Origin of the sequence: Paraburkholderia unamae (genome assembly GCF_003096875.1) — a bacterium.
In the GTDB taxonomy this organism is placed as follows: domain Bacteria; phylum Pseudomonadota; class Gammaproteobacteria; order Burkholderiales; family Burkholderiaceae; genus Paraburkholderia; species Paraburkholderia unamae.
The window spans coordinates 73,532-87,098 of sequence record NZ_QEOB01000032.1 but is presented as its reverse complement, the minus strand read 5'-3'; the positions used below and the strand labels follow the sequence as shown (position 1 = coordinate 87,098).

The following is a 13,567-nucleotide window of genomic DNA, read 5'->3' as shown; positions in this document are numbered from 1 at the left end:
ATGCCCTTGACCTGGGCGAGCGGCATGCCCTCGGCAATTTCCTTGCAGGTGAAGTCGAATTCCTCGCGGCAGACGAAGTCGATGGCCTCGCTTGCAGTGAGCGAATTGTGCGGATCGACCTGCACCTTCGCGCCCACCAGACCGATCATGACGGACGGCTTTCGCTTCTTGAGGTCTTCGCAGAAAAGCGCGTCGGTCGGGAACGACGGCGTGCTCGTGTGGATGATGACGAGGTCGTATTCGCTCGCGATCTTCAGCGTCTCTTCCACGCCAATGCCGTCGGCCGGCGCGTCGAGCACGCGGCTGCCCGGCACGAGGGCCGCGGGCTGTGCAAGCCAGGTGGGATACCAGAACGAGCGGATCTCGCGCTTTGCCTGGTAGCGCGAGCCCGCGCCACCGTCGAAGCCGTCATACGACGGGGCCTGTAGAAACAGCGTTTTCATATTGCTCGATTGTCCGCGCAGTGTGGTGAAACATGGGTTGCCATGTGGTGCGCCTTGCCGGCATTCAAAGCTTCCAGATCTGCTTGCAAACCCACTTCCGAACCATTACGCATTCCATTCGATTGCCATTCTGGTTCGCATGTTTGTTATCGATTTGAAGGCTAAAGGCTGCACCGGTAAATCTTATTGATGATAGGCCTGGAAACTGATGAAAAGCTTAAGCGTTTTCCACGCTACCCACGTATCGAAACATCCGAACCCTCAAGTCTGAACGGTCGATGTGACAATTTTTCGTGCACTGCCGCATTCGACCCAACCCACAACCCGGCACAACACACCGCCATGCCCGGGGATAAGCATTTCTCATTCCTCCGACGAAACCCTGGCCGGGCAGTTTCGGGTTTCCGGCGGCTCCCGCCATATCGGACAAGTGTTCGCTGATCCCCGACAATGCGTAAAAACCCGGCACGCTCGGGTTAGCATGCTCCAAATGGCGAGACTGCGGTTCCCCGCCGCGAATGCGCGGGCGGCGTGGCGCAGCGAACGCTGCCCGGCAGGTTACGACGACTGTCGCGAATAACGCGGTCACGCACCGGCGCGGTGCGCGGCCCATTCCACGGTGAGCCGTCATTGTCCATGCGCATCCTCTTCGTCATTGGCAACCTGGGCGACTATCACGTCCCTCGCTATGAGGCTCTCGTCAGCGCGGCCTCCGGTCGCGGCCACGAAGTGGCGCTGCTCGAAGTCTTCGCGCGCTCCGGCGTGTACGGCTTCCCGCAGGAGCGCCGCGCCGCCTTCTTCGCGAACCGCCCGCACCTCGCGGAAACGCTGGTGGAGGACGGCGCCGACAGCGACGGCCTCGGCGCGCGCGGCACGGCCCGCCTTATTGCGAAGGTACGCGGCTTCATGCCCGACGTGGTCATCACGCTAGGCTACAACACCGGCTATTCGACGGTGTTATGCGTGCTCAGGCACATCACGCGGCGTTTCAAGCTCATCTACATGTCGGACTCCAAAGCGGACGACGGCCTGCGCCAGCGCGCCAAGGAGCGTCTCAAACGCTTCGTCGTGAGCCGCTTCGACGGGGCGCTCGTCGCGGGCGAGAAGCATCGCCGCTATGCGCAGTCGCTCGGCATTCCGCAGGAGCGCTCGCGCATCGGCTTCGACGTGATCGACGTCGACTACTTCTCGCGCCTGGCGCAAACCGCGTGCAGCAATCCCGCGGCGGTGCGCTCGCGCTTCGGCCTGCCGCAGCGCTACCTGCTATGCGTGAGCCGCTTCGTCGCGCGCAAGAACGTCGACGTGCTGATCGACGCTTACCGCAAATCGGGCGTGTACAAGCAGAATATCGGCCTCGTGCTGGTCGGCCAGGGGCCGCTCGAAGCGCAATTGCGCGAGCGTATCGCCTCGCTCGGGCTCACGGCGCACGTGACGATACTCAACTCCCTCGCCAACCAGGAGATGCCGAATCTCTACGCGCTAGCCGAGTTCATCGTGCTGGCGAGCGAATTCGATCAATGGGGTCTGTGCGTGAACGAAGCATTCGCGGCCGGGTGCCCCGCCATCGTCACGCGCACCTGCGGCGTGGCCGGCGAAGTGGTGATCGACGGCGTGAACGGCTTCGTCGTGGAGCCGCGCGATGTCTCGACGCTCGCGCAGCGCATCGGCCAACTGGGCGGCGAACCGGCGCTGCGCGAGCGCTTCGCGGCGGGCGCGCAATCCGCCATCCGGCGCTGGACGCCGGTGCTGTTCGCATCGAGCGCGCTGGAACTGGCCGAGGTCACGACGCGCAATGCGCGCGACCCCGCGCAACACGAACTCGTTTAGTTCGCAGTCTGTAATCCACCAGGCTTTCAAGGTCTTATAGATTGGGGGCGAATACGCGTGCCGGCGCGAGCCGGCGCTTGAGCGTGCGCGTCAACAGATACACGGTGCGCTGCCGCTCAACGCCCAGGCGCTGCGTGAGCGTCGCGCCGAAGCCGTTGAGAAAGCTGAACGTAGATGGGCTCGAAAAGCCGTCGAAGTCGAACGTGAGCCTGCGCTCCAGCGCGCGGATAATGGCGGTCCACAGCAAGAGACTGATGGAGCCGCAGTGCGCGTCCCGCACCCTTGACGACAGCAGGTAATACATCGCCCGATGGTCCCACACGAGCCCGACCGCGGCGACGAGCTTCCCGTCCGTCCCGTACGCGCCCATCAGCGTGCCCGCATTGCGCTCGACGAATGCGTTGACGAGCTGGCGCATGACGGCATCCCCATAGGCATTGGTGCGCGAGCGCGCGGCGAGATTCGCGTCATAGAACGCCAGGAATTCGTCGGGCGAGAGGTCCGGCAGGATCGTCAATTCACGCGAAGCGCTGCGGATCACATTGCGTGTCTTGCTGTTCAAACGAGACCACGCTTCGTCGGCCGTCGTGCGCGCGTCAATGCGGAACGTGTAGCGCGCCGACACCGTGAAGCCGTGCAGCGCGAAGGCGAGCGCATCGTCCACGCTCGGGTCGAGCACCTGGAAAAAGCTGTCACACTCGGGCAACTGATCGATGAGCTGCGCGGTGACATCGAGCGTGTGATGCCGCTGGCGGGCCTCGCTGCCAGTCACCGGCTGGATCACTGGACCGAGCGTGCGCGTGAGCGGCGGCAGATGCGAAATACGCCATAGGCGCGTGCGCCAGATCGCGTACGGCATCTCGCCAACGATCTCGTCGTTCTGCCTTACCGCGGCAAGCTTCCAGTCGCCTTGCGTGGCGATATCGAGCCACCATCGCTCATGGAAGATCGAATGCGCCGCGCGAGCGGGCGCCGGCGCAAACGTGCCTGCCGGTCGCTCAACAACGGGCAACGTCCGGTCGTTTATGGTCGTCATCGGTCACCGGTCTTTTCTCACTGCAAGCGCCGCGGGATCCAGCACGCGCTCCCACTTTCCCCCAGCGCCCACGCTCCTCAATGGCTTCTCTTCGACATGGCAACGGCGTGTGTACCCGATACGACAGTTCACGCGGCGGTGTTATTCCCTGTTATCCCGATTGCCGGGTGCTTGCGCAGTCACACGGCGCTGCATGCGCTTCCACGCTTGTTTCGGGTTCGTCGCTCGCGCTGTGATGGACCGCAAAAGTCCACCTCGGCAAACTGCCGTCAGCACACCGACTCCAGTCTACGAACAGCGTCCCGGCCGTTTACGCCAAAACCAAGCCGTATGCGGATGACAACACCCCACAGCCGATTTTCGTCCGAACATACTCGTGGATTGCGCAATGCAACATGCCCGCGACGAACCGGGAAACTCGCCAGGCGCCCTGCGAACGCGAATCAACATCGATTCCGCGATTTAGTCAGGAATCCGTTCTAACGAGCCCCTCACGATCGCGCGCGGCTCACGCCAACGGTTGCGTCGTCATAGCGCGCGTGAGGCCATGCATGGGACGGCGCACCGCCACGTCGAACGGATTCGTCTGCGGCCCGATGAGTTCCGCCTGGCGCCTGAGCAATTCGACGATGGTGGGCAGCCGGTCCTCGGTCAGCCGCGCGGCCAGCGTGCCCACGCTCAGCGCGCCCACCGCGCAGCCGGTGCGGTCGAGAATCGGCACGGCCACGCCCGCCATGCCCTCCAGCACACCGGTATTGCGCCCGGCGTAGCCGAGCTTGCGCACGCGCTCGATCTCCGTGCGCAGGTACACCTCGTCCAGCACGCCGTAGCTGCGCAGGCGCGGCACGTTGAAGCGAATGATCTCCTCGCGCTCCGCCTCGGGCTGGAACGCCAGAATCGCCAGGCTCCCCTGCCCCACGCCCAGCGCGACGCGCCCGCCAATGTCACCCGTGAACGAGCGGATTGGAAACGGCCCTTCGCACATGTCGAGACACACGGCGTCGAAGCTGCTTTTCACGAGCAGGAAAATCGTGTCGCCAAGGCTTGCGCACAGGCGCAGCAGCGCGGGACGGCACAACGTGCGCATGCCGCTCGGGTTGCCCGCCTGCGCCGCGAGCGCGAAAAAGTCCACGCTCAGGCGATAGCGTTTCGTGCCTTCGTCCTGCTCGACCACGCCTTCGGCGATCAACCCCTGCAAGAGCCGATGCACGGTGGCCTGCGTGAGACCCACGGCCTTGGCGAGCGCCGTCACTCGGCTGCCTTCCGCCTGGCTTTCACCGAGCGCGCGGATCAACGCGAACGCGCGCTGCAAGACGCCCGCGCCGCGCGCGTCGTCGCCCTGGCTTCCACTTTTCTCTTCCATTGCCGCCATGTTTCCCTCGATTTATTCCATTCAGCGGAATACCCGCCGAAAGCTTATACGGCCAGGCGCGTGGGCCGAAGCCGGGCGCCGGCATGCGCCGCCCATACAACGACCGTACGGCGCTGAACGCATTCAGGGATTTCCCGAGGATCGCCTGATGAAATAGTTCAAGCATGGATTCCGCTATGCATTCCATTAATCGGAATATATGCCAGATTTCTATCGCTCGATGGAATTTTAAATTGACGACCAAAAATTTGGCTAGCTAGAGTCGCTTTCAGGCAATGCAACCGATTCAACGGATGCGAAGCGCACTCAATGCACTGGAAGACCAGACCATGTCGTTCCTCACCCTGACCGATGTATCGAAATCGTTCGGCGACCTGCAAGCGGTCACCGGCGTCAATCTCTCGGTGGAAAAAGGCGAGTTCGTCTCGCTGCTCGGCCCCTCGGGTTGCGGCAAGACCACGACGCTGCAAATGATCGCGGGCTTCGTGGAAACCACGCGCGGCCGCATCACGCTCGACGGCCGCGACATCACCCACATGCCGCCGAACAAGCGCGGCCTCGGCATCGTGTTCCAGAGCTATGCGCTGTTCCCGCACATGAGCGTGGAGCAGAACGTGAGCTTCGGCCTCGAAATGCGCGGCGTCGACAAGAGCGAGCGCAAGGAGCGCATTCGCGAGGCGCTTGCGCTCGTGCGCCTCGACGCCTACGCGCACCGCTTTCCGCGCGAGCTTTCAGGCGGCCAGCGCCAGCGTGTGGCGATCGCGCGCGCCATCGTGATCGCGCCGCCCGTACTGCTGCTCGACGAGCCGATGTCCAATCTCGACGCCAAGCTGCGCGAAGACATGCAGTTCGAATTGCGCGCCATTCAGCGCAAGATCGGCACGACCACCTTGATGGTGACGCACGACCAGTCCGAAGCGCTTTCGATCAGCGACCGCGTGGTCGTGATGGAGAACGGCCGCATCACTCAGGTCGACACGCCGTATCGCGCGTACGAGCGGCCCGAAAACGATTTCGTCTCGCGCTTCATCGGCAAGGCCAACATGCTCGCGGGCCGCATCGTCGCGCGCGAGGGCGACACGATACGCGTGGACCTCGGCAACGATCTCGCGGAAACGGGCTCGACGGCGCAACTGTCCGGGCACGCTCGCGCCGTGGATGTGGGCGACGCGATCACGCTGTGCATCCGCCCCGAAAAGCTCAAGCTGTGCGCGCACGGCGCGGGGCGCCTTGCGGGCCGCGTGACGAGCCGCTTCTTCCTAGGCAGCCAGTGGCTTTACCGGCTCGACAGCCGCGCGGGCGAAATGCTCGTGTGCTGCCAGAACGAAGGCCGGGAGCCGCTTGCCGAAGGCGACCAGGTGGGCATCGACTGGCATAGCGACGCGATCCGCTTCATCCCGCAGGAGGGCGCCCGTGTCTAGCTCGCTGCCCGCTTCCAAACCTTCGCCGCAACCCGCCCCGCAGCGCGCCGCGCGCACGGCGATGCGCGCAGGCTGGCAGGCTTACCTGCCGCTGTGGCTCATGAGCGCCCCCGCGCTGCTGCTGTTCTCGGCGCTCGTGCTCGTGCCGCTCGGCATGACGTTCGCGCTCACGTTCTACCGCTTCGATCCGTCGAGCGGACCGATTGCCGCATTCGATCTGCATAACTACATAGAAGTGCTGGGCTCGTCGTACTTTCATACGATCTTTGCGCGCACCTTCGGCATTGCCGCGCTCACTACGCTGCTGTGCGTCGTGATCGGCACGCCCGAGGCCTATATCCTTTCGCGCATGCGCGACCCGTGGCGCTCGCTCTTTCTGCTCGCGATCCTCGCGCCATTGCTCGTTTCCGTGGTGGTGCGCGCGTTCGGCTGGAGCATGCTGCTCAACATGAACGGCCTCGTCAACCAGTTCTTCGGCCTGTTCGGCGCGGGCCCCTTCAAGCTCGAATACACGACCTTCGCCATCGTCATCGCGCTCGTGCACGTCATGCTGCCGTTCATGGTGATTCCGGTGTGGACCGCGCTGCAACGCCTCGACCCGCAAACCGAGAACGCGGCGCTCTCGCTGATGGCCTCGCCCTTCATCACCCTGCGCCGCATCGTGCTGCCGCAACTCATGCCCGGCATTCTCTCGGGCAGCCTCATGGTGTTCGGCCTCTCCGCGAGCGCTTTCGCGATTCCGGGCCTGCTGGGCGGCCGCCGCCTGAAAGTCGCGGCCACGGCCGTGTACGACCAGTTCCTGAGCTCGATGAACTGGCCGCTCGGCGCGACGATCGCCGTACTCCTGCTCGTGGCCAATCTGATCGTGATGCTCACCTACTATCGCGTGCTCGAGCGCCGCTACGCGCGCAGCATGGGCTAATGCGCGGCATCGCCAGGAAAACACATCATGCGTAAAAACGGACCGCTCGCTCTCACGTTCCACAGCTTCGTCATCCTGTTCGTGCTGGCGCCGCTCGTCATCGTCATTCTCGTGGCCTTCACGCCCGACGAAACCTTGACGCTGCCCACGCACGGCCTCTCGCTGCGCTGGTTCCGCGCGATTCTCGACTACCCGGACTTCATCAGCGCGTTCTTCAACAGCCTCAAGCTCGCGTTCGCCTCCGCCACGCTCTCGCTCGTCGTCGCGCTGCCCGCGGGACTCGCGATCGGCCGCGCGCGCTTTCCGGGCCGCGGCTTTCTCAGCGCGCTGCTGCTCTCGCCGCTCGTGATTCCGGGGCTCGTGCTCGGCATCGCCTTGCTGCGTTTCTTCGCGCTGATCGGCGCAACCGGCTCGTTCGCGTGGCTGATTCTCGCGCACATGATCATCATCACGCCGTTCGTCATGCGGCTCGTGCTCGCCTCGGTCAGCGGCCTCGACCGCAGCATCGAGCATGCGGCCGCTTCGCTCGGCGCGAACGCGTGGACCACCTTCCGCCGCGTCACGCTGCCGATGATCGTGCCAGGCATCACCGGCGGCTGGCTGCTCGCGTTCATCAACAGCTTCGATGAACTGACGATGTCGATCTTCGTGACTTCGCCGCAAACCGTCACGCTGCCCGTGCGCATGTACATGTACGCGACCGAATCGATCGACCCGATGATGGCCTCCGTCTCCGCGCTCGTGATCTTCATCACGGCGGGCGCGATGCTGCTGCTCGATCGCGTGTACGGCCTGAACCGCATCCTGATCGGGCAGCACTGAACGCCGCCCCGCCTCCCTTTCGAAAGTTCGAATCACGCTGCCAGGCAACCGACTTCTCATGAGCACCATCACGCCGCATCCCCTTGCCCAGTTCGTCCGCGTTGCCGAGACCGCGCGCGCGAGCGTCACCTTCGTTCTCGACGGCGTTGAAGTCGAGGCGCTCGCGGGCGACACGCTACTCACCGCCATCCTCACGCAGCAGCGCCACGTGCGCCGCAGCGAATTCAGCGGCGCGCCGCGCGCGGGCTTCTGCCTGATCGGCGCGTGCCAGGACTGCTGGGTGCGCAGCGAGGACGGCACGCGCCTGCGCGCCTGCTCGACGCCGCTACGCGAAGGCATGCGCGTGCGTACGCGCTTCGGCACGGATGCCGAAGGCGGTGCGCAATGAACGCGACACCGACTCGCATCGTCATCGTGGGCGCGGGGCCGGCGGGCATCCGCGCCGCGCAAACGCTCGTGGCCGCGGGCCTGCGCCCCACCGTGATCGACGAAAACGCGCGCTGGGGCGGCCAGATCTACCGCCAGCCCGCTGCGGGCGCGGGCTTCGCGCGATCGAAAGCCACGCTTTACGGCTTCGAAGCGAAGAAGGCCGACGCCGTGCACAACGCCATGGCCGATCTTCTGCCGAGAATCGACTACCGCCCCGACACGCTCGCATGGTCGTGCGAGCCGGGGCGGCTCGACACCTTGTGCGAAGGCCGCGAAGCGAGCGTGCCCTGGTCGCATCTGCTTATCGCGAGCGGCGCGACCGACCGCATCGTGCCGCTGCCTGGCTGGACGCTGCCAGGCGTGTATACGCCCGGCGGCGCGCAGGTCGCGCTCAAGGCGCAGGGCTGCGCCATCGGCGCGCGCACCGTGTTCGCGGGCACCGGGCCGCTGCTCTATCTGGTCGCTTACCAGTACGCGAAAGCGGGCGCACAAGTGGCCGCCGTGCTCGACACGAGCCCGTTCGCGCGCCAGGCCGCCGCCGCGCCGAAGCTGCTCAACCAGCCGGGCACCTTGGCCAAGGGCATGTATTACGTCGCGTGGCTCAAGGCGCATGGCGTACGCATCGAGCACGGCGTCACCCTCGCGGGCGTCGACGGCGAGCAGGCCGTGGAATACGTCCGCTGGCGCTCGGCCGACGGCAAGGGGCACGCGATCGCGTGCGACGCCGTGGGCCTTGGCTACGGCTTGCGCCCGGAAACCCAGCTCGCCGATCTCGCGGGCTGCCGCTTCGCCTTCGACACGCTCAATCGCTGCTGGCTGCCCGCGCGCGATGCGGCGGGCCGCAGTTCGGTTGAAGGCGTCTACCTGGCAGGCGACGGCGCGGGCATCGCGGGCGCCGACGCCGCCGAACTCGCGGGCCGCCGCGCCGCGCTCGCGGTGCTGGAAGACCTTGGCATCGAGCCTCCGCGCGATACCAATGCCCCCGACGCCGCAGCCCTCGAAAAGCAGCTCGAGCGCATTGCGCGCTTTCGCGCAGGCATCGAGCAGGCCTTCGCACCGCCCGCCAACTGCGCCGCCAGTTGGCCCGACAACATGATCGTCTGCCGATGCGAGGAAGTCGATGCGGGCACGCTGCGTAGTTGCATACGCAACGGTTTCGCCACCGAGCTCAATCGCCTGAAGGCGCTCACGCGCATCGGCATGGGGCGGTGCCAGGGGCGCATGTGCGGCGAATCGGCCGTGGCGCTCCTGAGCGCGGAGACCGGCAAGCCGTTGCACGAAGTGGGACGTCTGCGCAGCCAGGCGCCCATCAAACCCATTCCGATCTCGCCGATGTTGTTCGAAGACGGCGTGCAGGTGGTCGAAGAGGAAGCCCACGATGAGTGATACGCGCCATTTTCAGGTGGTGATCGCGGGCGGCGGCCTGGTGGGCGCGTCGGCGGCGCTTGCGCTCGCACGCCAGGGCGTGAGCGTCGGCTTGTTCGAGCGGCGCTTTTGCGGCGCGCAGGCAAGCGGCGTGAACTACGGCGGCGTGCGCACTCACGGCCGCAGCGCCGAGCAACTGCCGCTCGCGGTGCGCGCGCGGCGCGTGTGGAACCGCTTGCCCGAACTGATCGGCATCGACGGTGAATTCGTCGTTTCAGGGCACTTGCGCCTCGCGCGCCGCGACAGCGACATCGAGGCGCTGCACGCGTGGTCCGCAATGGCGAGCGACTACGGCGTGCAATCGCAGGTCATGAGCGGTGAAGCGTTTCGCCGCCGCTACCCATGGCTCGGGCGTGCCGCCATTGGCGGGGCGCTCTGCGCGAGCGACGGCCATGCGAATCCGCGCCTCGTTTCGCCCGGCTTCGCTGCGGCGGCACGGCGCGCGGGTGCGCACGTGCAGGAACAAACCGCGCTCAGCGAACTGAGCTTCGACGGCCGCCGCTTCCAGATGCGCGCGGGCGACGCGCGCGTGAGCGCCGACTGGCTCATCAACTCGTCGGGCGCATGGGCCAATACGGTGGCGGGCGCATTCGGCGAAACCGTGCCGATGAAGCCGATCTATCCGAACATGTGGGTGACCGAACCGCTACCGCGCTTCATCCAGCACAACCTGGGCGTGTATGGCGGCGGCGTCTATGCGCGCCAGGTGGAACGCGGCAACTGCGTGATCGGCGGCGGGCGCGGACACGGCGACGGCGAATACGCGCAGCCCTCCACCGCCACCACGCGCGCCGTCATGCGCGACGCCTGCGCGCTGCTGCCCGGCCTGCGCGACGCGCTCCTCATTCGCACATGGAGCGGCGTGGAAGGCGAAACGCCGGACAGCAACCCCATCATCGGCTTCAGTCAGACCACGCCGCGCCTGCTGCACGCCTTCGGTTTCTCCGGCGGCGGCTTTCTGCTTGCGCCCGGCGTGGGCGAAGTGCTGGCCGAACTCGTCACCGAAGGCGCGACGAGCACGCCTATCGAAGCGTTCGCGATCGGCCGCTTCACGCAGTCTCCCGTTCATGCCGCTCTCCCCATCAAATAAGGAGTCCCCACGATGAGAATCACACGCACAAGCACACGCAAAAGCACACGCACACTCGCCTCGCTGGCTGCACTCGTCGCTTTCGGCTGCTCGACTGCCGCCTGGTCGCAAACGAAAACGATCTACGTCGGCATGAACGGCGGCCCGATGGAGAAGGCCTATACGAGCCAGGTCCTGCCCGACTTCGAAAAGGCCAACAACGTGAAGGTGGTGGTCGTGCCCGGCACCTCCTCCGACGTGCTCGCGAAGCTGCTCGCCAACCGCAACAGCCCGCAGATCCACGTGGCCTTCCTCGACGACGGCGTAATGGCTCGCGCGGTGAGCATGGGGGTGTGCGAGAAGCTCGACGATTCGCCGGTGCTCAAGGAGCTTTACCCGTTCGCCCGCATGAAGGGGGACATGGGCGCGGGCGTGCAGCTCGGCATGACCGGCATTGGCTACAACACCAAGGTGTTCGCCGAAAAAGGCTGGGCGCCGCCCACCTCGTGGCTCGACTTCGCCAATCCCAAGTACAAGGGCAAGGTGGTGTTCCAGTCGGCCTCCAGCAGCACCTTCGGCCTGCACGGCTTTCTCGCCATCAACCGCCTGATGGGCGGCAGCGAGACCAACGTCGAGCCCGGCTTCACGAAGTGGGGCAGCACGGTGGGCCCGAACGTGGTCGAATATATTCCGAACTCGGCCAAGCTTTCGGAGATGATCCAGACCGGCGAGGCCGGTCTCTTCCCGCTCACGCCCACGGCCGTTGGCGACCTGAAGGACAAGGGCCTGCCCGTGGCCTATGCGAACCCGAAGGAAGGCGCCGTGCTGCTGCTCGTCGACCTGTGCGTCGTGAAGAACAACCCCGACCCGCAGCTCGCGCAAAAGCTCGCGCAATTCTTCCTCTCGGCGCCCGCGCAAAGCAAGGCGGCGGCAGCGGGCAAGCAGATCCCGACCAACCAGAACGCGACCATGCCGCTGGACATGCAAAAGAGCCTCGGCAACCTCGACCAGCTCGTGAAGAAGGTGACGGTGGTGGACTGGGACGTGATCAACGAGCACCGCGCGCAATGGGACTCGCGCTGGAACCGGCAGATCGAGCAATAAGCGCGCAGCTTCGCGCCACGACCGGGCGTTGGCGCAACCGGCGCGGGCGGTGGCTCCTGTATGATCCACGGGTTGTCGCTCCGCACCCTCGTTCATGCGCCCCGCCCTCGATTCTTTCGCTCGCCTTCCGGTTTCCACACGGGCTCCGCGCGCCCGCATGCGCACGCTGGCCGCGTTGACCATCGCCGCCGCGTGCGTGCTGCCGGGTTGCGCAACCGGTCCGGCCTCGCACACGCAAGCGGCAAACGCGCTGCCGCCCGACACGGTCGCGCTGTTCCCGATCGAGCACTACGACCAGAACGTCGATCGCTGGATCGATCCGGCAGGCGCGGCCTACGACACGCCCTTCCTTTCCCCTGAAGTCCAGCGCGCGCAATTCGACGCCCTCTTCGCACGCTATTTCGGTGCGGGTCCGCATGATCCCTCGCCATGGAATCGCGCGTTTATCGAGCAGCATGTGTATCGGGACGGCGGCAGCGACATCGCCGCGCTACAAACGCGCCGCCTCGCCCTCTTCGACAACACCGGCAAGCCGCCACGCCGCGTCGGCTATGGCATGAATTTCCGGCCGCACACGAAGGCGTGGATCGACGCCATCGAGCGCAACGCTAACGTCAACCAGTTCGAACAGGCCAACGCCTACGACGCCACGCGCCGCGCGATTGCAACGACGCCGCTGCTCGTGCGCGAATTGCCCACCATCGACCCGTCGTTCTACTCGCATCGTATTGCGGGCGAGGGTTACCCCTTCGACAACCTCCAGGTGAGCGCGGTGCGGCCCGGCACGCCGCTTTACGTGCTCGGCACGAGCGCGGACGGCGCGTGGCGCTACGTGCAAACGCCTGATGTGCAGGGCTGGGTGCGCAGCGACGGCGTGGCGAGCGTGGACGACGCATTCGTCGCCGCCTGGCGTGCGGCGGCGAAGCAGTCGCTGGGCGTCGTGGTCGTGGCGTCCGCCGCGCTGCGCGACCGCGGCGGCGTGTTCCGCTTCGACGCGCCGGCCGGCACGCTGCTGCCTTTGCGCGGTGCGCGCGAAGTCGTGGTGCCGGTGCGCGACGTGGACGGCCGCGCCACAATACGCACCGCGCCGCTCGATGCGGACACGATCGTGCCCGCGCCGCTCACCGCCACGCCGCGCCATCTCGCGCAGTTGATGAAAGCGCTGATCGGACGCCCCTACGGCTGGGGCAATACGAACTTCGACAACGACTGCTCGGCCGAACTGCAAAGCATTTTCGCGGCGTTCGGCGTGTGGCTGCCGCGCCATTCGTCCACGCAGATGAGCGCGGGCGTCATGACCGACCTCTCGGCGTCCACCCCGGCCGAGCGGCTCGACTGGCTCGTGCAGCACGGCGCGCCCATGCGCACGCTCATCTATATAGGCGGCCACGTCATGCTCTACCTGGGCGTCGCCGAGCGCGACGGCAAGACCGTGCCGCTCGTCTACCAGGACGTGTGGGGCCTGCGCCCGGCCGACAACAGCCGCCGCGCCGTGATTGGCGGCTCGGTCATTCTGCCGCTGCTCCTGAGTTACCCCGAAGACCCGGGCCTCGAATCGCTCGCGGGCACGCCGACCTTCCAGATCAGCATTCTGGGCACGCCCGCGGGCAGCGCGCCGTCGCAGGACGAAGAGAATCCGGCTGGCTGAATGCCGCGCGCTTGCGTCCATGCAGCGCATGCATGGCATCGATGCGCGA

Annotated in this window: 11 protein-coding genes and 1 pseudogene; 9 read left to right on the top strand and 3 right to left on the bottom strand. The window is 66.0% G+C overall.

The features are described from left to right. Positions 1 to 443, bottom strand: a pseudogene (locus tag C7402_RS40615) (hopanoid biosynthesis associated radical SAM protein HpnJ); the annotation flags it as partial. A 636-nt stretch (positions 444 to 1,079) separates the two neighbouring features. Between C7402_RS40615 and C7402_RS40610 the strand changes: the two are divergent. Next, positions 1,080 to 2,270 carry a glycosyltransferase family 4 protein gene (locus tag C7402_RS40610; RefSeq protein ID WP_116614557.1) on the top strand — a complete coding sequence of 397 codons (1,191 nt, stop codon included), beginning with the start codon at positions 1,080 to 1,082 and terminating at the stop codon, positions 2,268 to 2,270. Between the two features lie 34 nt (positions 2,271 to 2,304). Here C7402_RS40610 and C7402_RS40605 read toward each other — a convergent pair whose 3' ends face one another. Together C7402_RS40605 and C7402_RS40600 are read right to left on the bottom strand one after the other, a co-directional pair. Then, positions 2,305 to 3,306 (bottom strand): GNAT family N-acetyltransferase, encoded by a 1,002-nt coding sequence (locus C7402_RS40605; protein ID WP_116614556.1) that lies wholly within the window; start codon positions 3,304 to 3,306, stop codon positions 2,305 to 2,307. 508 nt (positions 3,307 to 3,814) lie between these two features. After that, complete coding sequence (locus C7402_RS40600) at positions 3,815 to 4,669, bottom strand: IclR family transcriptional regulator (RefSeq protein ID WP_116614555.1); 855 nt, start codon at positions 4,667 to 4,669, stop codon at positions 3,815 to 3,817. 338 nt (positions 4,670 to 5,007) lie between these two features. Between C7402_RS40600 and C7402_RS40595 the strand changes: the two genes are divergently transcribed. The 8 genes from C7402_RS40595 to C7402_RS40560 all read left to right on the top strand — a co-directional run bounded on the left by C7402_RS40595 (position 5,008) and on the right by C7402_RS40560 (position 13,518). Continuing rightward, the gene (locus tag C7402_RS40595) at positions 5,008 to 6,099 is read left to right on the top strand and encodes an ABC transporter ATP-binding protein (protein ID WP_112177256.1); all 1,092 of its coding nucleotides are present in this window, start codon (positions 5,008 to 5,010) and stop codon (positions 6,097 to 6,099) included. 61 nt (positions 6,100 to 6,160) lie between these two features. Further along, a complete protein-coding gene (locus tag C7402_RS40590; RefSeq protein ID WP_112177271.1) occupies positions 6,161 to 7,021 on the top strand; it encodes an ABC transporter permease in 861 nt (286 codons plus the stop codon). A gap of 27 nt (positions 7,022 to 7,048) precedes the next feature. Beyond that, positions 7,049 to 7,843: an ABC transporter permease gene (locus C7402_RS40585; RefSeq protein ID WP_112177255.1), complete on the top strand. Its 795-nt coding sequence runs from the start codon at positions 7,049 to 7,051 to the stop codon at positions 7,841 to 7,843. Between the two features lie 58 nt (positions 7,844 to 7,901). After that, positions 7,902 to 8,231, top strand: a complete 330-nt coding sequence (locus C7402_RS40580; RefSeq protein WP_116614554.1) for a (2Fe-2S)-binding protein — start codon at positions 7,902 to 7,904, stop codon at positions 8,229 to 8,231. Continuing rightward, positions 8,228 to 9,658 (top strand): FAD/NAD(P)-dependent oxidoreductase, encoded by a 1,431-nt coding sequence (locus C7402_RS40575; protein ID WP_116614553.1) that lies wholly within the window; start codon positions 8,228 to 8,230, stop codon positions 9,656 to 9,658. The genes C7402_RS40580 and C7402_RS40575 overlap by 4 nt, the downstream gene beginning before the upstream one ends. Then, positions 9,651 to 10,787, top strand: a complete 1,137-nt coding sequence (locus C7402_RS40570; RefSeq protein ID WP_112177252.1) for an NAD(P)/FAD-dependent oxidoreductase — start codon at positions 9,651 to 9,653, stop codon at positions 10,785 to 10,787. The genes C7402_RS40575 and C7402_RS40570 overlap by 8 nt, the downstream gene beginning before the upstream one ends. Positions 10,788 to 10,799: 12 nt before the next feature. Then, positions 10,800 to 11,870, top strand: a complete 1,071-nt coding sequence (locus tag C7402_RS40565; RefSeq protein ID WP_116614552.1) for an ABC transporter substrate-binding protein — start codon at positions 10,800 to 10,802, stop codon at positions 11,868 to 11,870. Between the two features lie 157 nt (positions 11,871 to 12,027). Continuing rightward, on the top strand, positions 12,028 to 13,518 hold the full coding sequence (locus C7402_RS40560; RefSeq protein ID WP_116614551.1) for an SH3 domain-containing C40 family peptidase: 1,491 nt from the start codon (positions 12,028 to 12,030) through the stop codon (positions 13,516 to 13,518). The last annotated feature ends 49 nt before the right edge of the window (positions 13,519 to 13,567 follow it).

Bases quoted from the DNA above. Each gene is read 5' to 3' on its own strand.
- C7402_RS40585 (WP_112177255.1), top strand. From the start codon at position 7,049: ATGCGTAAAAACGGACCGCTCGCTCTCACGTTCCACAGCTTCGTCATC.
- C7402_RS40605 (WP_116614556.1), bottom strand. From the start codon at position 3,306: ATGACGACCATAAACGACCGGACGTTGCCCGTTGTTGAGCGACCGGCA.
- C7402_RS40600 (WP_116614555.1), bottom strand. From the start codon at position 4,669: ATGGAAGAGAAAAGTGGAAGCCAGGGCGACGACGCGCGCGGCGCGGGC.
- C7402_RS40595 (WP_112177256.1), top strand. From the start codon at position 5,008: ATGTCGTTCCTCACCCTGACCGATGTATCGAAATCGTTCGGCGACCTG.
- C7402_RS40560 (WP_116614551.1), top strand. From the start codon at position 12,028: ATGCGCACGCTGGCCGCGTTGACCATCGCCGCCGCGTGCGTGCTGCCG.
- C7402_RS40580 (WP_116614554.1), top strand. From the start codon at position 7,902: ATGAGCACCATCACGCCGCATCCCCTTGCCCAGTTCGTCCGCGTTGCC.
- C7402_RS40575 (WP_116614553.1), top strand. From the start codon at position 8,228: ATGAACGCGACACCGACTCGCATCGTCATCGTGGGCGCGGGGCCGGCG.
- C7402_RS40565 (WP_116614552.1), top strand. From the start codon at position 10,800: ATGAGAATCACACGCACAAGCACACGCAAAAGCACACGCACACTCGCC.
- C7402_RS40610 (WP_116614557.1), top strand. From the start codon at position 1,080: ATGCGCATCCTCTTCGTCATTGGCAACCTGGGCGACTATCACGTCCCT.
- C7402_RS40590 (WP_112177271.1), top strand. From the start codon at position 6,161: ATGCGCGCAGGCTGGCAGGCTTACCTGCCGCTGTGGCTCATGAGCGCC.
- C7402_RS40570 (WP_112177252.1), top strand. From the start codon at position 9,651: ATGAGTGATACGCGCCATTTTCAGGTGGTGATCGCGGGCGGCGGCCTG.